This window comes from Microbulbifer pacificus (assembly GCF_033723955.1).
GTDB classification, from domain to species: domain Bacteria; phylum Pseudomonadota; class Gammaproteobacteria; order Pseudomonadales; family Cellvibrionaceae; genus Microbulbifer; species Microbulbifer pacificus.
Window position 1 is genome coordinate 886,515 of the sequence record NZ_CP137555.1, and the last position, 22,639, is coordinate 909,153.

At 60.7% G+C, this 22,639-nt stretch carries 19 protein-coding genes; 2 read left to right on the forward strand and 17 right to left on the reverse strand.

What is annotated here, in order from left to right; all coding sequences use genetic code 11:
* Window positions 1-65: 65 nt before the first annotated feature.
* The 16 genes from R5R33_RS04020 to leuC all read right to left on the reverse strand — a co-directional run bounded on the left by R5R33_RS04020 (window position 66) and on the right by leuC (window position 19,558).
* Window positions 66-1,250 carry an O-succinylhomoserine sulfhydrylase gene (locus R5R33_RS04020; RefSeq protein ID WP_318954760.1) on the reverse strand — a complete coding sequence of 395 codons (1,185 nt, stop codon included), beginning with the start codon at window positions 1,248-1,250 and terminating at the stop codon, window positions 66-68.
* A gap of 143 nt (window positions 1,251-1,393) precedes the next feature.
* A complete protein-coding gene (purF, locus tag R5R33_RS04025; RefSeq protein ID WP_318954761.1) occupies window positions 1,394-2,881 on the reverse strand; it encodes an amidophosphoribosyltransferase in 1,488 nt (495 codons plus the stop codon).
* A gap of 68 nt (window positions 2,882-2,949) precedes the next feature.
* The gene (locus R5R33_RS04030) at window positions 2,950-3,447 is read right to left on the reverse strand and encodes a CvpA family protein (protein ID WP_318954762.1); all 498 of its coding nucleotides are present in this window, start codon (window positions 3,445-3,447) and stop codon (window positions 2,950-2,952) included.
* Window positions 3,448-3,665: 218 nt separating this feature from the next.
* A complete protein-coding gene (locus R5R33_RS04035) occupies window positions 3,666-4,379 on the reverse strand; it encodes an SPOR domain-containing protein (protein ID WP_318954763.1) in 714 nt (237 codons plus the stop codon).
* Window positions 4,380-4,415: 36 nt separating this feature from the next.
* Window positions 4,416-5,660 carry a bifunctional tetrahydrofolate synthase/dihydrofolate synthase gene (folC, locus tag R5R33_RS04040; RefSeq protein WP_318954764.1) on the reverse strand — a complete coding sequence of 415 codons (1,245 nt, stop codon included), beginning with the start codon at window positions 5,658-5,660 and terminating at the stop codon, window positions 4,416-4,418.
* A 102-nt stretch (window positions 5,661-5,762) separates the two neighbouring features.
* Complete coding sequence (gene accD / locus R5R33_RS04045) at window positions 5,763-6,617, reverse strand: acetyl-CoA carboxylase, carboxyltransferase subunit beta (RefSeq protein WP_318954765.1); 855 nt, start codon at window positions 6,615-6,617, stop codon at window positions 5,763-5,765.
* 201 nt (window positions 6,618-6,818) lie between these two features.
* Window positions 6,819-7,628, reverse strand: a complete 810-nt coding sequence (gene trpA / locus R5R33_RS04050; RefSeq protein ID WP_318955697.1) for a tryptophan synthase subunit alpha — start codon at window positions 7,626-7,628, stop codon at window positions 6,819-6,821.
* Window positions 7,629-7,636: 8 nt separating this feature from the next.
* Window positions 7,637-8,857, reverse strand: a complete 1,221-nt coding sequence (gene trpB / locus R5R33_RS04055; RefSeq protein WP_318954766.1) for a tryptophan synthase subunit beta — start codon at window positions 8,855-8,857, stop codon at window positions 7,637-7,639.
* 17 nt (window positions 8,858-8,874) lie between these two features.
* Complete coding sequence (locus tag R5R33_RS04060) at window positions 8,875-9,510, reverse strand: phosphoribosylanthranilate isomerase (RefSeq protein WP_318954767.1); 636 nt, start codon at window positions 9,508-9,510, stop codon at window positions 8,875-8,877.
* A gap of 149 nt (window positions 9,511-9,659) precedes the next feature.
* On the reverse strand, window positions 9,660-10,547 hold the full coding sequence (truA, locus tag R5R33_RS04065; protein WP_318954768.1) for a tRNA pseudouridine(38-40) synthase TruA: 888 nt from the start codon (window positions 10,545-10,547) through the stop codon (window positions 9,660-9,662).
* Window positions 10,548-10,646: 99 nt separating this feature from the next.
* Window positions 10,647-13,724 (reverse strand): FimV/HubP family polar landmark protein, encoded by a 3,078-nt coding sequence (locus tag R5R33_RS04070; RefSeq protein ID WP_318954769.1) that lies wholly within the window; start codon window positions 13,722-13,724, stop codon window positions 10,647-10,649.
* Between the two features lie 299 nt (window positions 13,725-14,023).
* On the reverse strand, window positions 14,024-15,019 hold the full coding sequence (locus R5R33_RS04075; protein WP_318954770.1) for an Asd/ArgC dimerization domain-containing protein: 996 nt from the start codon (window positions 15,017-15,019) through the stop codon (window positions 14,024-14,026).
* Window positions 15,020-15,165: 146 nt separating this feature from the next.
* Window positions 15,166-16,281: an aspartate-semialdehyde dehydrogenase gene (asd, locus tag R5R33_RS04080; RefSeq protein WP_318954771.1), complete on the reverse strand. Its 1,116-nt coding sequence runs from the start codon at window positions 16,279-16,281 to the stop codon at window positions 15,166-15,168.
* Between the two features lie 79 nt (window positions 16,282-16,360).
* Window positions 16,361-17,434: a 3-isopropylmalate dehydrogenase gene (gene leuB / locus R5R33_RS04085; RefSeq protein ID WP_318954772.1), complete on the reverse strand. Its 1,074-nt coding sequence runs from the start codon at window positions 17,432-17,434 to the stop codon at window positions 16,361-16,363.
* 28 nt (window positions 17,435-17,462) lie between these two features.
* Window positions 17,463-18,110: a 3-isopropylmalate dehydratase small subunit gene (leuD, locus tag R5R33_RS04090; RefSeq protein ID WP_318954773.1), complete on the reverse strand. Its 648-nt coding sequence runs from the start codon at window positions 18,108-18,110 to the stop codon at window positions 17,463-17,465.
* Window positions 18,110-19,558, reverse strand: coding sequence for a 3-isopropylmalate dehydratase large subunit (leuC, locus tag R5R33_RS04095; RefSeq protein ID WP_318954774.1), 1,449 nt, complete (start codon window positions 19,556-19,558; stop codon window positions 18,110-18,112). Before leuC ends, leuD begins: the two co-directional genes overlap by 1 nt.
* 120 nt (window positions 19,559-19,678) lie before the next feature.
* On the opposite strand from leuC, the gene R5R33_RS04100 reads away from it, so the two are divergent.
* Together R5R33_RS04100 and R5R33_RS04105 are read left to right on the forward strand one after the other, a co-directional pair.
* Entirely contained in the window at window positions 19,679-20,557 is an 879-nt protein-coding gene (locus tag R5R33_RS04100) for a LysR family transcriptional regulator (protein WP_318954775.1), read from the forward strand.
* A 102-nt stretch (window positions 20,558-20,659) separates the two neighbouring features.
* Window positions 20,660-21,337: a TIGR04219 family outer membrane beta-barrel protein gene (locus R5R33_RS04105; protein ID WP_318954776.1), complete on the forward strand. Its 678-nt coding sequence runs from the start codon at window positions 20,660-20,662 to the stop codon at window positions 21,335-21,337.
* 75 nt (window positions 21,338-21,412) lie between these two features.
* Here the strand turns inward: R5R33_RS04105 and aroC are convergent, their stop codons facing one another.
* Window positions 21,413-22,513, reverse strand: a complete 1,101-nt coding sequence (aroC, locus tag R5R33_RS04110; RefSeq protein ID WP_318954777.1) for a chorismate synthase — start codon at window positions 22,511-22,513, stop codon at window positions 21,413-21,415.
* Window positions 22,514-22,639 lie beyond the last annotated feature (126 nt).

Consider the following 22,639-nt stretch of genomic DNA (forward strand, 5'->3'; position numbering starts at 1 on the left):
TAATGATAGGCCCGCAGTAAGCGGGCACTATCCAATTCGTCACATTCCACGCCATTGTGTCTGCTTTACGCGAGTGACGACAAGCCTCGCGCCAGATCGGCCTTGAGGTCTTCGACATTTTCCAGGCCCACAGAAATACGGATCAAATTTTCCGTAATCCCCGCGCGCACCTTGTCTTCTTCGCTCAAACGGCCGTGCGTAGTGGTGGCCGGGTGGACGATGGTGCTCTTGGCGTCGCCGAGATTGGCGGTGACGGAGAAGATCTTGCACGCATCGATCACCTTCCACGCCGCCTCACGCCCGCCCGCAACGGTAAAGCTGAACACGGCACCGAAGCCGCTTTGCTGGGCGGCGGCGAGCTGGTGGTTGGGGTGGCTGGGAAGGCCCGCGAAGTTGACCTTTTCCACCTGCGGCTGTTCGTTCAGCCACCACGCGATATCCAGCGCGCTGTTGCAGTGGGCCTGCATCCGCAGCTTCAGGGTCTCCAGACCTTTCAGGAAAACCCAAGCGTTGAACGGACTCATACTGGGGCCACAGGTGCGCAGGAAGATGACGACCTCATCCATCACGGCTTTTTTGCCGACGACCACGCCACCGACACAGCGGCCCTGGCCATCGAGGAATTTGGTGGCGGAGTGCACCACGATGTCGGCGCCGAGCTCCAGCGGACGCTGCAGCGCCGGGGTACAGAAACAGTTATCCACCACCAGCTGCGCGCCAGCGCTGTGGGCGAGATCGGCCATGGCGCGGATATCCGCGACTTCGCACAGTGGGTTGGACGGGGTTTCCATAAACAGCAGTCTGGTGTCGCCATCCAGCGCGTCTTTCCAGGCCTGCAGGTCGGTGAGATCGACAAAGGTAACCTTGACGCCGAACTTGACCATATAGCGGGTAAACAGTGCGGTGGTAGTGCCGAACACACTGCGGGAGCAGATCACCCTGTCACCGCTTTTCAGCAGCGCCATACACAGGCTCAGGATAGCGGCCATACCGCTGGACGTGGCAACCGCAGCTTCTCCGCCTTCCATCGCGGCGATACGCTGTTCGAACATGCGCACGGTGGGATTGGTGTAACGCGAGTAGACGTTGCCGGGAGATTCCCCGGTAAAGCGCGCGGCGGCTTCTGCCGCGGAGGGAAAGACGTAACTGGAAGTGGTGTAGATGGGCTCTGAATGCTCGCCTTCCGCCGACCGGCTCTGGCCTGCTCGTACTGCCAGAGTTTCCAGTGCGTAGCCGTCGTCTTCAAACATGGATTAACCGTCCCGGGCCTGTGTGATTAGAGCCGGTCATCTTACCCCATGAACAAGTACAGCGCTGAAGAGAAAAAAGAGCCGAAAACAATTCGGCCCACCGATTGGTGGGCCGAATTTTAGTGAGACAGTACGCTCGGAAGTTACATCGGGCTTTGCTTGCCCTTGCTCTCCTTGGCGTTGTCATTACGTGCGGTGTGCAGGCTGTGGAGATATTCCTCGGTTACGTCGCCGGTGATGTACTCGCCGTCGAACACCGAATTTTCAAACTGCTTGATCTCGGTATTGCCTTCGCCGGAGGAAACAATCAGATCCGGCAGATCCTGGTAAATCAGCCAGTCCGCACCGATTTCCTCACGAATTTCTTCGGTGGTGCGACCGTGGGCGACCAGTTCGGTAGCAGACGGCATATCGATACCGTACACGTTCGGGTATTTCACCGCCGGCGCTGCCGATGCGAAATACACCTTGTTGGCACCGGCATCGCGCGCCATCTGGATAATCTGCTTGCAGGTAGTACCGCGCACAATGGAGTCGTCCACCAGCAGCACATTCTTGCCGCGGAATTCCAGCTCGATCGGGTTCAGTTTCTGGCGTACAGACTTCTTGCGCTGCTTCTGGCCCGGCATGATGAAGGTACGGCCGATGTAGCGGTTCTTCACCAGACCTTCACGGAATTTCACCCCCAGACGGTGTGCCACCATCTGGCCCGCGGAGCGGGAGGAATCCGGAATCGGGATGACCACGTCGATATCGTGATCCGGGCGCTCGCGCAGGATTTTCTCGGCGAGGTGCTCGCCCTGACGCAGACGCGCCTTGTGCACGGAAACGCCATCCATGATGGAGTCCGGACGGGCAAAGTACACATGCTCGAAAATACACGGGCGCAGCTGCGGGTTTTCCGCGCACTGCTCGGAATGCAGGGTGCCGTCCAGCTCGATGTACAGACATTCACCCGGCGCCACATCGCGCACCAGGGTGTAACCCAGTACGTCGAGAGCCACGGATTCGGAGGCCACCATATATTCGGTGCCCTGATCGGTTTCACGCTTGCCGTAGACCAGCGGGCGGATGCCGTTGGGGTCGCGGAACGCCACCACACCGTAGCCCACGATCATCGCCACACAGGCGTAGCCGCCGCGCACGCGTTTGTGCACTGCGCGCATCGCGGTGAAGATGTCTTCGGCCTTGGGCTGGAGTTTGTGCTGTTTGTGCAGCTCGTGAGCAAACACGTTGAGCAGGACTTCGGAATCGGAGTCGGTATTGATGTGGCGCAGGTCCTGCTGGAAGATCTCCTCGCTCACCTCTTTCACATTGGTGAGGTTGCCATTGTGGGCCATGGCGATGCCGTAAGGGGAATTGACGTAGAACGGCTGCGCCAGCGCCGGGCCGGAGCTGCCAGCGGTCGGGTAGCGCACATGGCCGATACCGAAGTTGCCGGTGAGGCGCTGCATATGGCGCGCGCGGAACACATCCCGCACCAGGCCATTTGCCTTCTGCTGGTTCAGGCGGTCGCCATCACAGGTGACGATACCCGCGGCATCCTGGCCCCGGTGCTGCAGCATGGTGAGCGCGTCATACAACTGCAGATTGACGTCACTCTTGCCAACGATTCCAACGATGCCACACATACTTCAGATAACCCCAGTCGTTTCGAAATGGTCAAGGTGATCGTGTGCTGCCTCCTGCAGACCTACGATCAATCAAATTGCCCTGCGAAGAAATCCTTGATCGCGCCTGCCGCTTCGCGCGCGCGATCCTCAAATGTGAGAAAGCGAGGTACTAGCGTCGATTCCTGCCACCATTTGTCCTCATTCACCGGCGCCAGCGCCGGGGCGAAGATCAGCAGTGCCATCACTACAATGCAGCCGCGAAACAGACCGAACACCATACCCAGTAGCCTATCGGTTCCGGAAAGGCCGGTGGCCTCCACGAACGCGGACAGGGTCATATTCAGGCCGGCACCGGCCAGCAGGGTAGCGATGAACAGAATGGCAAAGGCGGCAATGGCCTGCAGTGACGGTGTATCGACAAGGTTGGAGAGGAGTGGTGCCAGCTGGTCACGGAACATCATCGCCACCACGAATGCGGCCACCCAGGTGAGCAGCGACAGGACTTCGCGCACGAAGCCTCGGCCCAAGCCGATCAGCGTGGAAATGGCGACAATTGCCAGAATGGTCCAGTCAGCCCAATTCATTCAACCCTACCTGCTACGCGGCGGCCGCCGCGAAGAGCGCGCATTCTAACTTACCGACCCGGGCCAGTGAAGCAGTTCACCAAATCCTGTGAATTTGGATGGACCCTTGTATTTGAATGAAATGGCGCGGACTGTCGGGTCAATGCTCCACACGGCCAAAGTCGCAGGGAGCTGCGCAAGGGACAGAATAGTAGGATTCGCAGGGCAACCTCGCGGTATCAGGCCCGATAGCGAAGAATGAGCGTTTCCGCCTTCAGCAGTTTGTCCAGTTTCTGCTTGTCTGACTGGGCATCCGTGCGACTGAGTTTGGGGCCCACGAAGACCCGCACAAAGCGCCCCTTGGGGGTATCGACCGCACGGGTGTAAGCGCGAAAACCGGCGTCCAGCAGTTTGCCGCGCACGCGCTCGGCACTGTCGACATCTTTGTACGCCGCCACCTGGATGACCCACCCCTCCGGCAGGCCCTTGTCGTCCAGCTGGGTTTCCTCCGCCGGCAGCTGCGGCTGTTTGTCTGCGGCAGGCTTGTTTGCGGCCAGCGCCTGCGCGGCACTGTCTTTTGCAGTGGGCGCGGGTTGCGCGGCAACGTTCGCCTCAGGCTCCAGCGGTTCCGGCTCCAGGGAAATCTGCTCCGGATCCGGGGCCGGGGCTTTCTGCTCGACATATTCCGGCTGGAAAACCTCGTTGACCGGCGGCGCCGGATCGATGTTTGCCACCGGCTCGGGCTCGGAAATCGTGATGGGCTTGATATCCGGCGCCGGCGGAATCTGGCTGGTCACATCCACATAGCGGGCACCCTCGCGATCAAACAGGCTGGGCAGGAAGATCACCGCCAGCGCCACCAGCACCAGCGCGCCCACAATACGCTGCTTGACCCCGTCATTCAGGCGCCGGCGGGGGGAAGCGGAGTAGGAGTCATTGTCGCGACTGGCCATGCTGGTGTTCTCTCAATGTTCTGGTGCGAGCTGCCGCTACCCGGTAACGGTCAAGGCTTCCGCAACGGTAAAGAAAGAACCGAATACAAGCAACCTGTCATCCCTGTCCAGCGCCGCCGCGGCGCGCGACAACTGCCCCGCCACCGGCTCGCACCGCTCCTCAATCCGGCCCGAATCAACGCCGCCAGCGGCGAGCCCCGCCAGCAGTTGCTCCGCACCCGCCGCGCGCGGGTTGCCCGGCAGCAGCGCCGGATACCAGTGATCAATGTGCCCGGCCAGCGGCTCGATCAGCCCGCCAATATCCTTGTCTGCCATCACCGCCACCAGCGCCAGGGTGCGCCCCCGCACCGGGTGACGGTCCAGCCAGTCCGCCAGATACTCTGCCGCCGCCGGGTTGTGGCCCACATCCAGCACCAGCTGGTGCCCCTGCCACTCCAGCGACTGGCAGCGCCCCGGCATGCGCAGGTTTTCCAGAACCTCGAACACCTGATCTGCCCCCGGCAGCTCACCGGCGATGGCCAGTGCGGTCAAGGCCGCGGCCACACTGGCCGGCGGCAGGCGCAATTCCGGCAGGCCGATGTCCAGTTCAGGCTCCGCATGCAGCTGGAAATCATTGCCCACCAGGGAGAACTGGTGGCCGATAAAGAAGCTCTCACATTCAAGGTTGCGCGCCGCATCCACCACCGACGCCGGCGGCTTCGGGTCCGCGCACACAAACGTCTTGCCTGCACGCAAAATACCCGCCTTCTCGCGCCCGATCACCTCGCGGTCGCTGCCGAGCCAGGCCTCGTGATCCACCGCCACACTGGTGATGATCGCAATGTCCGCATCCACCAGGTTCACCGCATCCAGGCGCCCACCGAGCCCCACTTCGAGCAGCGCGAATTCCACATCCGCCCGCTTGAACAACCAGAACGCCGCCAGCGTGGTGAACTCGAAATAGGTCAGACTGGTCTCTCCCCGCGCCCGCTCCACCGCCTCGAACGCCTCGATCAGTGCCTTGTCGGCTACCTCTTCCCCACCGATTCGCACCCGCTCATTGAAGCGCAGCAGGTGGGGCGAGCTGTAGGCACCCACGGTGTGGTCGCCGGCGAGCAGCAGCGCCTCCATGGTGCGCACGCAACTCCCCTTGCCATTGGTGCCACCGACCGTGATGACCCGACGCGCGGGCGTATCCACGTCGAGGGCGCGGGCAACGGAAGAGACGCGCTCCAGGCCGAGTTCAATTTCAGTGGGGTGCAGTTTTTCCAGGCGTGCGAGCCAGGACTGAAGGTCGCGCATAGTAAGAGTGATGCGTTTGTGAAAGGTGTGGGGATTTTAGTCGCGAATGCGGGTAGGAACGAGCCCCGCACTCGGCGGGGCCCGAAGGGACTGAAGCTCAGATCAGTTGTTGGTGAGCTTGCCCAGCAGACGGCTCACGGTATTGCGCATATCGTGGCGCGGAATGATCATGTCGATGGCACCGTGCTCCAGCAGGAACTCCGCGCGCTGGAAACCTTTCGGCAACTTCTGGCGAATGGTCTGCTCGATGATGTTCGGGCCGGCGAAACCGGCGCGGGCACCCGGCTCTGCGGCATTGATATCGCCGAGCAGCGCCAGCGACGCGGAAACACCGCCGTATACCGGGTCGGTCATGATGGAGACGTAGGGCACGCCTGCCATACGCAGCTTTTCCAGCACCGCAGAGGTCTTCGCCATCTGCATCAGGGAGATCAGTGCCTCCTGCATGCGCGCACCACCAGTGGCCGAGAAGCACACCAGGGGAATCCGCTCTTCCAGTGCGCGCTGGGCCGCGCGGGTGAACTTCTCGCCCACCACATAGCCCATGGAACCGCCGTGGAACGCGAACTCGAACGCCACCGCGACCAGCGACTTGCCTTCCAGCAGGCCCTGCATGGCGATCAGCGCATCCTTTTCACCGGTGGCCTTCTGCGCCTGGGTCAGGCGGTCCTTGTACTTTTTCACGTCCTTGAACTTGAGGCGGTCCACCGGCTCCACTTCCGTGGCCAGCTCTTCGCGGTGGTCCTTGTCCAGGAACATATCCAGGCGCCGGCGCGCGCCGATGCGGAAGTGATGATCACACTTCGGGCAGACGTCGAGATTGCGCTCCAGTTCGGGTAGATACAGGGTGGAGTCGCACTTCACGCACTTCTTCCACACCCCTTCCGGCACCTTGCTGGCACCGGTACGGCGCTCGGTGCGGATCACCGAGGGAACAATTTTTTCTAACCAGCTCATTCTGTTTCCAAAATCCGATACTTGCTGAATTCGTTTATTGCCGGGACTGAGCGCCCGTCACCCCTATCACATGGGGGGCAAGGATAAATGACCGACAATTCCAAAACCGCGAATTAAACCACTTTAAAAAAAATTGCACTTGGCCAGATAAGCCGCCTACTCCGGCTTTCTGGCCAATGACAAAAACGCAGGGCCGATGCCTCAGGCATCCAGCGCCGCACGCATCTCCGACACCAGCGCACCAAGGCGGTCCTTGGCGGCGGCGTCGGCGGATTCGCCCACCGCAGACACCAGCACACTGCCCACCACCGCACCGTCGCCATCGGCGCTCACCGCCTTTGCGGAGGCGCCATCCTTGATACCGAAGCCCACACACAGGGGCAGATCGGTATGGCGGCGGATACGCGCGAGATTTGCGCGTACGGAGTCGAGATCCAGGTGCCCGGCACCGGTGACCCCTTTCAGGGAAACATAGTAGACAAATCCGCTGGCGAGGCGCGTGATCTCGGCGATACGCTCATCACTGGTGGTGGGCGTGAGCAGGAAGATATTGCACAGATTGCGCGCCTTCAGCAGCTCGTTCAGCGGTCCGGCCTCTTCCGCAGGAATATCCACCGTCAAGGCACCGTCACCACCGGCTTCTTTGAGGGCATCGGCAAAGGCTTCCGTACCCATTCTTACGATCGGGTTGGCGTAGCCCATCAGAATCACCGGGGTCTCGGTATCCTTTTCGCGGAATTCCTTCACCAGCGCCAGGCACTTGCGCAGGGAGGTCTTCTGCTCCAGCGCGCGCTCGTGCCCTTTCTGGATGACCGGCCCCTCGGCCATGGGGTCTGAGAACGGCACACCCAGCTCGATCAGGTCGGAACCACTGGCCACGAGCTGGTGCATCAGGGCCACGGTATTCTCCAGACCGCCGTCGCCGGCGACGATGTAGGTCACCAGCGCCTTGCGGCCCTCGCTGCGCAGTTTGGCAAAGCGGCGATCAATTCTGTTTGCTTCAGTCACGATGCCACTCCTTAAACCTTGATGCCGTCGATGGCGGCGACGGTGAAGATATCCTTGTCGCCGCGACCGGAGAGGTTCACCACAATGTTCTGGTCCGGCCGCATGGAGGCCGCGAGTTTCAGGCCATAGGCCACCGCGTGGCTGGACTCCAGCGCCGGGATAATACCCTCGGTGCGCGTCAGCTTGCGGAAGGCGGCGAGGGCTTCATCGTCGTTGATGGCGACATAGTCCACCCGGCCAATATCTTTCAACCAGGAGTGCTCCGGGCCAACACCGGGATAATCGAGGCCGGCGGATACCGAGTGGGTCTCGATGATCTGGCCGTCGTCATCTTCCATCAGGTAGGTGCGGTTGCCGTGCAGGATACCGGGTATGCCCTTGTTCAGGGGTGCAGCGTGGCGACCGGTTTCAATGCCATCACCACCCGCCTCGACGCCGTACATTTTTACCGATTCGTCGGCGAGGAAGGGGTGAAACAGGCCAATGGCATTGGAGCCACCGCCCACACAGGCCACCAGCGCATCCGGCAACTGGCCGAACTGCTCCAGGCTTTGACGGCGCGCTTCGCGCCCGATCACGGAGTTGAAATCCCGCACCAGCTGCGGATAGGGGTGCGGGCCGGCCACGGTGCCGATGATGTAGAAGGTGTCGTCCACATTGGTAACCCAGTCGCGCATGGCTTCGTTCATGGCGTCTTTCAGGGTCTTGGAGCCGGACTCCACGGGGATCACTTCGGCACCTAGCAGCTTCATGCGATATACATTGGGGGACTGACGCTTGACGTCTTCCGCGCCCATGTAGACTGCGCACTTGAGCCCGAGGCGCGCCGCCACGGTGGCAGTGGCCACACCGTGCTGACCGGCACCGGTTTCGGCGATCACCCGGGATTTGCCGCTGTGCTTGGCCAGCAGCGCCTGGCCAACGGTGTTGTTTACCTTGTGCGCACCGGTGTGGTTAAGGTCTTCGCGCTTGAGCCAGATACGTGCGCCGCCGGCGTCTGCGGTCAGGCGCTCCGCCAGATACAGCGGCGAGGGGCGACCCACATAATGTGCCAGGTCGTAGTCGAACGCGGCCTGAAATTCCGGATCGTTTTTCAGCCGCTGATACATCTCCTGCAGCTCGTCCAGCGCGCTGATCAGGGTTTCGGAAACAAAACGTCCGCCGAATTCGCCGAAGTGCCCGCGGGCATCCGGATAGGCCCCGTAATCGATGGGGGAAGTCGTTTTACTCACTGCTCAAACTCCTTGTGTCAATTCTGTACCAGCGGCTCTGCAAGCCTGGCCCGGGCGGCGCGAATAAAGGCCCGCACCCTGGCGGCATCTTTGCGCCCGGGTGACCTCTCCACGCCGCCACTCACGTCCACCGCCTGCGGCCTTGCGGTATCAATGGCCCCAGCCACATTTTCCGGCGTGAGTCCGCCGGCGAGGATAATCTGGCGACCGCTGTCCTGAGGTACCCGCTGCCAATCGAAGGTATCGCCGGTACCACCGGGAACACCCTTGCGGTAGGCATCGAGCAAAATGCCGCGGGCGTCGGGAAAGGCCGCCATGGCCTCCACCGGGTTCAGTTCCGGCTTCATGCGCAGCGCCTTGATATAGGGGCGGTGAAACTGTCGGCAATAGGGCGCGTTTTCGTCGCCGTGAAACTGCAGCAGATTGAGGGGAACCTGGGCCAGTACCCCTTCCACCTGCTCCGGGTGCGCATCCACAAACAGGCCGGTGAGCACCACAAATGGTGATACGGCGCGGGCGATTTCCGCCGCCTGCTCGAGGGTCACATTGCGGGGACTTGGGGGATAAAAAACCAGTCCAAGAGCATCCGCACCGGCTTCCACCGCGAGAATGGCATCTTCAATACTGGTAATTCCGCAGATCTTTACGCGCATAATCCATACACCGCTGGCACTGCCAGCTGGCGTCCGGTCACGAAACGCCACGAATCCCGTGCGCTGGCAGCAGAGAAAATCGGAGAGCCCGGGATACTAGCAGATCGGGGGAGTGGGCGAAACGCGAGCGTCACTCCCGCAGAGGGTTGTCAACCGGCGCCGCCAATCGCACCCAGCGGCAACGGCACCAGCAGCGGCCCCGGTTCAGCGCGCGGCAGGGTGAATGTTTCCGGATAGCCTACGTCCACCAGATACAAACCGTGGGGAGGCGCGGTAACACCGGCCGCTGTTCGATCGCGCGCTTCCAGCACTTCCCGTACCCACTCGGGTTTGCGGTCGCCGCGCCCCACCGCCATCAAGACGCCGGTGATGTTACGCACCATATGATGCAGGAAGGCGGTCGCGCTGACCTCGAGCACAATCAGTGGGCCGACACGGCCGATATCCAGCTTGACCAGCCGACGCACCGGCGACTTCGCCTGACATTGCGCGGCGCGATAACTGCTGAAGTCGTGCTCACCGATAAGATACTGCGCGCCCTCGCGCATAGCGTCGATGTCCAGCTCGCGGTCCGTCCAGGTTACCTCATTCACCGACTGCGCCGAGCGCGTGGTCGCGCTGTGAATCAGATAGCGATAGGTCCGGTTGCGCGCAGAAAAACGTGCGTGAAACTGCGCCGGCACCTCCTGCGCCCAGTGCACCCGCACATCAAACGGCATCTGTGTATTGACCCCGTGCACCCACGCCTTCCACGGGCGAACCGCGTGGGTATCGAAATGAATCACCTGGCCGGTTGCATGCACACCGGCATCCGTGCGCCCGGCACACACCAGGGTGACGGGTTCGGCCGCCACTTTCGACAGTGCCTTTTCCAGGGTCTCCTGGACGGTCAATGGATCGTGGCTCTGCTTCTGGAATCCCCGCAACCGGGAACCGCAGTACTCGACGCCAAGCGCAATCCGCCGCAGCCCCGGCGGCAGGGACTCGCCTGCCGGCACCTCACCATTGGCCTTGTATTGGTAAATCTTGTTCATCATGCAGCGGATTTCACACCTGCGCGGAAAAAGAAAGACCCCGCGTAAAGCGGGGTCAAAGTGTTGTCGCTGTAGACAGCGTGAATAAATCGTCGGGCGATATCAGCGCATGCGCTCGAGCATGTCTTTGGCACGCTGCTGATGTTCGCCGGCGGCCTCTTCCACCACCTCACCCAGAATCTCGCGAGCACCATCTTTGTCGCCCATATCCAGGTAGGCCTGGGCCAGCTCCAGCTTGGTGCTGACTTCATCACTGCCTTCCAGCAAGTTCAGCTCCGAATCGAGATCGCTCTCCAGATTAAAGCCCAGATCGCTCAGCGCCTCCTCATCGGCGGCGGCCGCCGCCACCGGCTGCATCTGGCTCGCAGATTCCTGGGCAACCGCAACGTCCCGGTCCCCCTCCAACTCCATTTCATCCAGGTCACCGAAGTCACCCAGTTCCCCGAGGTCGATGCCATCGAGGTCGATGGAGTCCAGATCCAGACCGTCCAGATTGCCTTCGTCACCGGAGAGCTCAATGGTTTCGCTCGCCGACTCTGCCACGCTGCCAGTGAAATCTTCTTCGTCCAGCGCCAGCTCGTCCTCGTCATCCATCGGCGTCAGGTCCAGCTCGAAGTCGAGACCACCGTCTTCCAGTGCAGGCTCTGATTTGGCGGCAGCCACGGGCTGTTTCGCCTCACCGTCAAAGTCGGATTCCAGGTCCAGGCCGTCGAGGCCGTCAAGACCTTCCAGTCCACCCAGCTCGTCCAGACTGTCGAGGTCCAGCTCGCCGTCGGCGATCAGATCGTCGAATTCCAGATCACTGCCCACCGCAGCCTGCGCTTTCGGCTCGGGCTCGGCACCGGCGTCCAGATCAAACTCGAACGCGGGCTCGTCTTTACCGGTAATTTCAAGCGCGGGCTCACCCAGCTCAAGATCACCGCCGAAATCACTTTCCAGATCGTCACCCAGATCCAGGTCCAGGGAGAACGTATCGTCGCTGGTTTCTGCAGTTTGCGGCGCAGCTGCAAAACCGTCGTCGTCGAGATCCAGCGACAGCTCATCCAGCAGCCCGAAGTCTTCGTCGTCTTGCGCAGCACCTGCTACAGCTACCGAGCCAGCATCTTTGCCCACGGAAAATTCGTCGAGGTCGTCGAAGCTCGCCTCGAGATCGAAGCTCGCACCATCAAATTCCGCACTCATGTCATCGAGTTGCGCCGCCTCGAGGGACTCACTGGAGAAATTCATCTCCGGGGCATCAAACGGACCGATACCGGGAATGGTGTCGCGCAGGCGCGCGGCGCGGTCCGCCGCCGGGCCATCGCTGTAACCCAGCAACTGGCGGTAGTGATCGTCAAACTGCTCGGCATTCTTTTGCTGGGCGTAGACTTCCAGCAGCATCAGGCGCGCTTCGACGTTAGCGGGAGCCGATTTGAGCCCTGTCAGCAGTTTGGCTTCGGCCTCCTGGTATTGCCCCAGGGACAGGTGGATCTCCGCCTCGGCAACGGGGTCGTCGGTTTCCACTTCGCCCAACTGATCCAGATCAAAACTTTCGCCGCCTTCCAACTCTTCCACGGCGGCAAGGTTGTCATCATCTTCGGCAAATTCCTGAGTTTCCGCCTGCGCGCGCTCCGCGGCCATCTCTGCCTCAACCTGGCGGATAGCCTCCTCTTCCTCGCGGCGACGACGCCAGGTGAAGAAGCCGAACAGCGCCACCAGCAGCGCACCGATACCGGCACCAATGGGAACGATGTTTTCCATCAAGCGTTCGACCAGCGTCGGCTCTGCGCGGGTCTGCACCACTACGCGATTGCGCGCACTGTCGTCTTCCGCAGTCTCTTCGGCAACAGCGTTTTGATTTTCGGTCGCCGGCACAGCGTCAACGCTTTCGGTTTCTGCGCCAGTTTCAGCGGATATTTCCTCGGCACCGGCTTCAGTGTCGCTGCTCTCGAGCGACTGCCCGGCGGCAGTCTGCACCGCCTGCAACTCTTCATTGGAAACCTCGACCATGCGCTCCATGGTGTCGATCTGCTCGTTGAGCTCGCCAATGCGATCCTGCAGTTCGGAGTTTTCCAGACGGGACTTGTCGAGTTCCTCTTCGCTCACCGCCAGCTCGCCCTCGAGGGCCTCGCTTTCACCGGTGCCGCTGCCGGAGCCGGACAGTACGGATTCGTTGTCGCCAGGTGCCGCCAGGGACACGCGGCCTTCCAGCGCATCGCTCTCGACGGACTCTTCCGCCACCGCGCGGCCGTCCAGCGGTGCGCCGGTAACATCGGCATCACCAACCCGCTCACGCCAGGCATCGTTCTGGGTCGCCACCTGGGTGACCGCTTCAGAGCGAGTCAGGCTGCGCACCTCATCGTTGGTGGGCAGGCGCAGTACCGCACCTTTCTTGAGCAGGTTGATATTGTTGTTAATGAACGCCTCAGGGTTGAGGCGTTGGATCGCCAGCATGGTCTGCTGGACGGAAACCTCACGGGTTTCGCGGCTGTCGCGAGCGATTTCCCACAGGGTTTTGTTGGCTTCCACCGGACCGTAAACGCGGCTGCCGGAACTGGCGGAGGTCTCTGCCTGCGGTTCGGCGTATTGCTCGGTGGGCGCTTCGTACACCGGTTGTGCAGGTTCGGTAACCGGGGTCTCCTGCGGTGCCTGGTATTCGGGTTCGGGCTGCTCCACCGGCACCTGCACCGGCTGCGGTTGGCGCTGGACGGCAGGCTGCACCGGTTTCTGTACCGGCGGATCGCGGCGCACTTGCTGGCGCTCGCGCTCGGCCGCCTGTACTGGCTGGGAAGCGGTATTGGTGGAGAAGGCCGGCAGGTCCATCAGCAGGGTGTATTCCCGCAGCAGACGGCCGCTGGGCCAGCGGGTTTCTACCAGAAAATTCAGGAAGGGTTCGCGGATCGGCGCACGGCTGGAGATACGCACCACCGGCTCGCCATTGGAATAATCGACGCTGAACTGCAGTTCATCGAGCAGGTAGGCACGGTCCACGCCGGCGCGCTCGAAATCGTCGGAACTGGCCAGGCGTACCTTGATTTCATTTTCACCAAGGCCGCGGGTCTGCAGCAGTTTGATTTCCGCATTGAGAGGTTGGTTGAGGGTGGAGTTCAGTTTGATCTCACCCAGACCGAGCGCCAGAGCCCCATTGCCTCCCAGTGCGCTGACCAGACCAACTGCAAGTGCCAGCTTTTGCACACGCATAACCGATTCCCTTTATTTTTAGAATCACTCCGGAATCTGTTTGTTAATCAACCAAAGAGCCTGAAACAGAAACCGGATTGCGCGGCAATCCGCGCATTTTTTAATCAAAAGAACCAGTGCTCAGACACCAGGCTCTATTCTCTGGCGAAACTCTCCAGCGAAAGAGTCGCCCCCCGAAAAAGACTTTGCCCGTCGGGTTTCTACTCACATATTTTCGGCACTGCCCCCATGCAACACCGGGTCCCGAGTGCGGGTAATGTTAAGAAGAAACCTTCAGAAAGGCCGCTAAGTATTAAATATCAATGGGTTTTTAGCAACAAGTGGACAATCTGTACACAGTTAATTGCGACGTCTTTCCTCAAATTGTCAGATGCTGCACAAAAATTAACCCACGCCGGACCGAGTAGCCCGGAGCGCAGTCGTCCGATCAGGGTATTTTCACTACCCACCGCGTCCTGTGCCGACGGGCGCTCGCGCATTTCCAAGCGCGCGCCGTTGGTCAGCAGGCCGCGCACGGTTTCAAGCGCTGCCGGGCCCTCGAGCTGCACACTGAGATTCGCCAGCTGGCCGTGAAACACCGACGCCGTGTTAATCGTGGCATCCAGCGCAACGGACTCGCCCAGCAGGCGACGCAGTTCGAGCACCAGCGCCAGTTCGCTGACACTGTGGCCGCTTTCCAGCAGTGCTTCGGCAGAGCTCAGGTGATTGAACGCGAGGCGCTGCCCGGTGGCTTCATCCACCTCCGGTTCCTGGCCGTTGAACAGGCGCGCGGTCTGCGCCGCGGCGGCATCCACACTGGCCTTGCCGAGAGCGGACACCGGTTGAATCAGCACCACCTCCACGGATTTCAGTTGCGATTTCAACGGAAACAGCGCCTCCGCCACCATCGCCGCACCAGCACCCGGCACCGCCACCACTTTGCGCTCGACAGACTGCAGTTCCGCGGCATTCAGCAGCGGATGAATCAGGGCGACGGATTCATCACCGCGGCTGATCCCCGCGGCATCCACCACCCAGGCTCCCGCATCTTCCGCCTTGGTCATTGCCGCAACGGCGGCTTCACCGCCGCTCAGCAACAGCACCACCTGATCGGCGGTAAACGCAAACTCACTCAGGGGCACCACCGGAATGCTGCGATTGGCGAACACCTGCGGATCGGCCTCCGCCTCGTCCGCCACCACCAGCTTCAGCTGCGCGGGCGTTACCGTATTACGCTCCTCGAGAATTTCCAGCAGCGCATCAAAGGGCGCACTGCCGACGCCAAAGACCACCAGTTCCCGGTTGGATTCTGTCATTTCTGTACTCACGTTCTGACTCGACTGCATTTAGGCCGGTTCGGCGATAAATTCGGCAGTCTGAAAATGCGGGGGATTATACCCGCGGAGCGGGTGGGGGGAAGCCGCCCCGCGAATGGGGGCGGCGAATTGCGCGAAATGAATGCTTACAGCTTGCCGAGCAGGATCAGCAGCATGCGACGCAGCGGTTCGGCGGCGCCCCACAACAGCTGGTCGCCGACGGTGAACGCGTTCAGGTATTCACCGCCCATACTCAACTTGCGCAGACGACCGACCGGGATTTCCAACTTGCCGGTCACCGCAGTGGGCGTCAGTTCCTGCACGGTAATGGCGCGGTCGTTCGGCACCACTTTTACCCAGTCATTGGCGGAAGCGATCAGCTGTTCGATTTCTGCCAGTGGCACGTCTTTTTTCAGCTTCACGGTAAACGCCTGGCTGTGGCAGCGCATGGCGCCGATACGCACGCAGGTGCCATCTACCGGAACAGCGGCACTGGTACCGAGAATCTTGTTGGCCTCTACCTGCGCTTTCCACTCTTCACGACTCTGGCCATTTTCCAGCTGGGTATCGATCCACGGCAGCAGGCTGCCGGCGAGGGGCGCGCCGAACTCGGCAGTGGGGAAATCGCTGCCGCGCATGGTTTCCACAACCTTGCGGTCGATATCAAGAATCGCGCTGGCGGGGTCCGCCAGTTCCGCGGCGACGCCGTCGCGAATCGCGCCCATCTGGGAAATCAGTTCGCGCATATTCTTGGCGCCGGCGCCGCTGGCGGCCTGGTAAGTCATGGAGGTAACCCACTCCACCAGGCCCGCCTTGAACAGGCCACCCAGGCCCATCAGCATCAGGCTGACGGTACAGTTGCCGCCGATGTAATTTTTAACCCCGGATTCAATACCGCGGTCGATCACGTCGCGGTTTACCGGGTCCAGTACGATGATCGCATCGTCATCCATGCGCAGGCTGGAGGCCGCGTCGATCCAGTAGCCATTCCAGCCTTTTTCACGCAGTTTGCCGAACACTTCCTTGGTGTAGTCGCCTCCCTGGCAGCTGACGATCGCATCCAGCTCCGCCAGCGCTTCCAGATCGTAGGCGTCCTTTAATGGGGCGATTTCCTTGCCAATTTCCGGCGCTTTGCCACCGGCATTGGAGGTGGAAAAAAATACCGGCTCGGCGATATGCGCGAAGTCGTTTTCTTCCAGCATGCGACCCATAAGAACGGAGCCGACCATACCGCGCCAGCCTACGAATCCTACCTTGTTCATTTCATTACCTTGTCAAATCGATGAGAGTTCAGGTCCCGGCTCCAGCCGGGACAGCGCGAGATATTTAAAGGATACCGTCTCAGAAAGCGGCTACCACGGCTGCGCCCATTTCCGCAGTGGAGACCTTCTTGCAACCGTCGGTGTAGATGTCGGCGGTGCGCAAACCCTGATCCAGTACCTTGCTCACTGCCGCTTCGATGGCATCTGCAGCCTCGCCCATATCCAGCGAGTAACGCAGCATCATCGCCGCAGAGAGAATGGTGGCCAGCGGGTTGGCAATGCCCTGCCCGGCGATATCCGGCGCACTGCCGTGGCAGGGCTCATACAGGCCGAAACCGGATTCGTTCAGCGAGGCGGAGGGCAGCATGCCGATGGAGCCGGTAAGCATGGCGGCGGCGTCGGACAGAATGTCGCCGAACATATTGCCGGTTACCATCACATCGAACTGCTTGGGCGCGCGCACCAGCTGCATCGCCGCGTTGTCCACGTACATGTGGGACAGTTCCACATCCGGATATTCCGGAGCCAGGCGATCCAGCACTTCGCGCCACAGTACGGTGACTTCCAGTACGTTGGCCTTGTCGACGGAGCACAGTTTGCCGCCGCGTTTCTGCGCGGCTTCGAACGCCGTACGCGCGATACGCTCGATTTCCGACTCTTTATACACGTAGGTATTGAAGCCCTGCTTCTCGCCATTTTCCAGCGTGCGAATACCGCGGGGCTCACCGAAATAAATACCGCCGGTGAGCTCGCGCACGATCAGGATATCCAGACCGGAAACCACTTCCGGTTTCAGCGAAGAGGCATCTGCCAGTTGCGGATACAGAATGGCCGGACGCAGGTTGGCGTACAGGCCGAGGCCACTGCGAATTTTCAGCAGGCCTTTTTCCGGGCGGATGGCGCGATCCAGCTTGTCCCACTTGGGGCCACCCACGGCACCCAGCAGCACCGCATCGCAAGCACCGGCACGCGCCAGCTCGGCATCGGTCAGCGGCTCGCCATGTGTGTCGATGGAAGCACCACCGATCAGACCTTCGGCAAACTCCAGTCCCAGGCCAAATTTTTCGTCCGCGGTTTTCAGTACCGCAACCGCCTGCTCAATGATTTCCGGGCCGATACCATCGCCCGGGAGGATCATGATTTTCTTGCTCATTGTTTTTCCTAAATCACTTCTCTCGCGGTTACTTCACCGCGTCAAACAACCAGGGCGCCTGCTCGCGACGCTTTGCTTCATAGGCGCGGATATCGTCCGCATCTTCCAGCGTCAGACCGATATCATCGAGGCCATTCAGCAGGCAGTGCTTGCGGAACGCATCTACCTCGAAATCGATGGTTTCGCCGTTCGGTTTGACGATCTGCTGCTTTTCAAGATCGATGGTCAGCGCATGCCCTTCCTGCGCATACATTTCCTGGAACAACTCCTCGACAATTTCTTCCGCCACCACGATCGGCAACAGGCCATTTTTAAAGCAGTTGTTAAAGAAAATATCCGCAAAACTCGGTGCAATCACCGCGCGGAAGCCGTAGTCATCCAGCGCCCACGGCGCGTGTTCACGGCTGGATCCACAGCCAAAATTCTTGCGCGCGAGCAGAATAGAGGCACCCTGGTAACGCGGATGATTCAATGGAAAATCCGGGTTGATCGGGCGGTTGCTGCAATCTTGCCCCGGCTGTCCTTCATCCAGGTAACGCAGCTCATCGAACAGGTTCGGTCCAAAGCCGGTGCGCTTGATCGACTTCAGGAACTGCTTCGGAATAATCAGATCCGTGTCCACATTGGCGCGATCCATCGGCGCAACGGTGCCCACGTGCTTGGTAAAAGCCTTCATCACACGGCCTCCTTCTGAAATTCGCGCACATCAACAAAATGCCCGGCAATTGCCGCAGCCGCCGCCATGCTAGGGCTTACCAGGTGGGTACGACCACCGTAGCCCTGACGGCCTTCAAAGTTGCGGTTGGAGGTTGAAGCGCAGTGCTCGCCGGCACCCAGCTTGTCAGCATTCATCGCCAGGCACATGGAGCAGGAGGGCTCGCGCCACTCGAAGCCCGCTTCGATAAATACCTTGTCGAGCCCCTCTTTTTCGGCCTGTGCCTTCACAGACTGGGAACCCGGCACTACCAAAACCTGTTTCACGCTGTCGGCTTTCTTGTGGCCCTTGGCCACTTCCGCTGCCGCGCGCAAATCCTCGATACGGGAGTTGGTGCAGGAACCGATAAATACGCGGTCCAGGTTGATATCGGTAATTTTCTGGCCGGCGGTCAGGCCCATATATTCCAGCGCGCGCTCGATACCGGCTTTTTTGGTCGCATCGCTTTCATCTGCCGGATTCGGTACCAGCGCATTGACCGATGACACCATTTCCGGGGAAGTGCCCCAGCTCACCTGCGGCTCGATCTCTTCCGCTTTCAGCTCGACGACGGCGTCAAAGTGCGCGCCGTCATCGGAGTGCAGACGGCTCCAGTTTGCCACTGCCATGTCCCACTGCTCGCCCTTGGGGGCGTAGGGTTTGCCTTTCACATAGTCCAGCGTGGTCTGGTCGACCGCCACCATGCCGGCGCGTGCACCCGCTTCGATGGCCATGTTGCATACGGTCATGCGGCCTTCCATGGACAGGGAGCGGATCGCCGAACCACCGAACTCGATGGCATAGCCGGTACCGCCGGCGGTGCCGATCTTGCCGATGATCGCCAGTACCACATCTTTCGCGGTCACGCCCGGGCCGAGCTCGCCGTCCACGCGCACCAGCATGTTCTTCATCTTTTTCTGGATCAGACACTGGGTGGCCATCACGTGCTCCACCTCGGAAGTGCCGATACCGTGGGCCAGTGCACCCAGTGCGCCGTGGGTAGAGGTGTGGGAATCGCCACACACCACGGTCATGCCCGGCAGGGTCGCGCCGGTCTCCGGACCAATCACATGCACGATGCCCTGGCCGGGATCATTGATACCGAACTCGACGATGCCGAAGTCCTTGCAGTTCTCATCCAGGGTCTTGACCTGAATCCGGGACACTTCGTCCTGGATTCCTTCGATACCACCGGCGCGCTCTGCGGCGTCGGAAGGCACGTTGTGGTCGGGTGTGGCCACCACGGAATCGGTACGCCACGGCTTGCGACCCGCCAGACGCAGGCCTTCAAACGCCTGCGGCGAGGTCACCTCGTGAATCAGGTGGCGATCGATGTAAATCAGCGCGGTGCCGTCATCGCGGCTTTTGACAAGGTGGTCTTCCCACAGCTTGTCGTAGAGAGTCTGTTTTTTATTCTCAGGGTGGCCCATAGCCCCATCTCCTCTATGGATAACATGCCGGAGTCTAGGGGGGGCATTGAATAACATCAATTTATATTTATTATATGGCGCATTCGTTTTTGGAATACACCACCAGGCAGGCGGACATCTATGGAAATTCAGTGGCTTAGGGCTTTCCTGGCTATCGCCGAACAGGGCTCCGTGTCCGAAGCGGCGGAACATATGCACCTGACCCAGCCGGCGGTGAGCAAACGCCTCGCTTCCCTGGAACAGCAACTGGGCGCCCCGCTGTTCGACCGCATCGGCCGCCGCCTGCAGCTCACTAACGCCGGCCGCGCCCTGCTGCCCCGCGCCCGCCATATCCTGAACGAAGTGAGCGATGCAGAACGGGAGCTCAGGAGCCTCGGCGAAACCATCGGCGGCAGCCTGCGCATCGCCACCAGCCACCACGTCGGGCTGCACCACCTGCCGCCGGTATTGAAAGACTTCAGTACCCGTTATCCGGACGTCGCCCTGGATATCGACTTCGTCGATTCGGAACAGGCGTACGAGGCGCTGATGGCCGGCGAATACGAACTCGCTGTGGTCACCCTTGCACTGAAGGACTACCCCAGCCTCAATGCCCAGATCATCTGGCCGGACCCCTGCGTGGTGGTCGCGGCGCCGGACCACCCGCTGGCGCAGATGCCGGAGCTGGACCTGGTGGCGCTCGCCCAGTACCCGGCAATTCTGCCGGACATGAACACCTACACCGGGCGCCTGATCAAGCGCGAGTTCGATGCCCACGGCCTCAAACTCACCGCCAAGCTCGCCACTAATTTCCTGGAAACCATCAAGATGATGGCGGGCGTCGGCCTCGGCTGGAGCGTGCTGCCAAAAACCCTGGTGGATGAAACCCTCGCGGAACTGCCCATGCCGCAACTGAGCATCGTGCGCAATCTGGGTATCATCTATCACCGCAACCGCACCCTCAGCAACGCCGCCAATGCGCTACAGCAGCTGCTGTTCAAGGAGGCCCGGGGGCTTTAAATCTCCCGTAAACGTAAAGAAATCTCAAAATCGACAACTGGTCAGGGAAACTTCACGTAAACCCGTTAGAATGCGCGGCAGAATCTAACGGGAGAGACTCCAATGAAAAAAATAACTCTGGCTATCTGCGCCGCCCTGGCTTCCGCCGGTGCCAGCGCCGACACCATTCTCGGTTTTGATGCCACTGCCGGCGTGTGGATGCCTGCATACAGCGGCGACCTGAACAACGTGCTGAACGGCGACAACCTGAAGGAAGATAACAACACCTTCCTGCAGGTTGCACTGGAACACCCGATCCCACTGGTACCGAACATCCTGGTATCACACACCCAGATTGAATCCGAGTTTGACGGCATCAACAGCAATCTGGACCTGAGCCACACCGACGCCACCCTGTACTACGAAATTTTGGACAACTGGGTGAACCTGGACCTGGGCCTGACCGCGCGCAACTTCGACGGCGCTCTGGACGTGATGGGCTTCAGCGGCGAAACCATCACTCTCGACTTTGCCGGCACCCTGCCGATGGTTTACGGCATGGCCCGCTTTGACCTGCCGTTTACCGGCTGGTCCATCATTGCCCAGGGCAATGGCATTGAATATGACGGTGACAAGATCACCGACCTGACCGCAAAAATCCGCTGGGACTTCGTGCCCGCGCTGGATTTCGCCGTGGAAGCCGGTTACCGCGCCATGTCCATCGACGCCCCGGAACTGGACGACCTGGAACCGAACCTGGAAATCAAAGGCCCCTACCTGGGTCTGAGCCTGCACCTGTAATTTCAGGCGGGCCAACAAAAAAGGCGGGGCGCTGTTGGCGCTCCGCCTTTTTTTATGCCGGTGATTCCGCTCGTGTTAGTTGGGCTCGCCCGCGGGAATCTTGAGGCCAAATTCCACATCCCCATTCTGCCCGCGCTGGCGCAGTACATGATCCATCAGCACGATCGCCATCATCGCCTCCGCGATGGGGGTTGCGCGGATGCCCACACAGGGATCGTGACGGCCGGTGGTGACCACCTCGATGGGGTTGCCATTGATATCCAGGCTCTTGCCGGGAATTCGCAGGCTGGAGGTGGGCTTCAGCGCGATATGCGCGATGATTTCCTGGCCGCTGGAAATGCCCCCCAGAATGCCGCCGGCATTATTAGACAGGAAACCGTCCTGGGTAATTTCGTCGCGGTGCTCGGTGCCCTTTTGCGCTACAGAATCGAAACCCGCGCCGATCTCCACACCTTTCACCGCGTTGATACTCATCAGCGCATGGGCGAGATCCGCATCCAGGCGGTCGAAAATCGGCTCACCGAGGCCGGCGGGAACGCCACTCGCATGCACGGAGATGCGCGCACCGATGGAGTTGCCCTCCTTGATCAGCGCCTGCATGTACGCCTCCATCTCCGGCACCTTGCTGGCGTCCGGGCAGAAGAAGGGGTTTTCACCGACCTGGGACCAGTCCAGTGTTTCCACCTTGATGGGCCCCAGCTGCGAAAGGTAGCCGCGCACTTCAATACCGAACTGCTGTTTCAGCCACTTCTTGGCAATAGCACCGGCAGCGACGCGCATCGCGGTCTCGCGCGCGGAAGAGCGGCCACCACCGCGATAATCGCGCAGGCCATATTTGGCCCAGTAGGTGTAATCCGCGTGGGCCGGGCGAATCTGCTCGGAAATATTGGCGTAGTCTTTGGAGCGCTGGTCGGTGTTCTCGATCAGCAGACCGATAGGTGTACCGGTGGTTTTGCCTTCAAACACACCGGACAGGATTTTGACTTCATCCGCCTCGCGGCGCTGGGTGGTGTAGCGGGAGGTACCGGGCTTGCGACGATCCAGCTCCAGCTGGATTTCCTCGGCGGAAATTTCCAGCCCGGGAGGGCAACCATCGACGATACAGCCCAGCGCCGGGCCGTGGCTCTCGCCAAAAGTGGTGACACAGAACAGCTTGCCAAAAGTGTTGCCCGACATACCCGGTATTCCCTACCCCAGTGAATTATTCGATTTCTCTCGACGATAATTAGTCAACGAAAGCCGCGCATTATAAAGGATTCCCACTTCGGCGGGACGCTCAATTAGTCACACACGTAACCACCG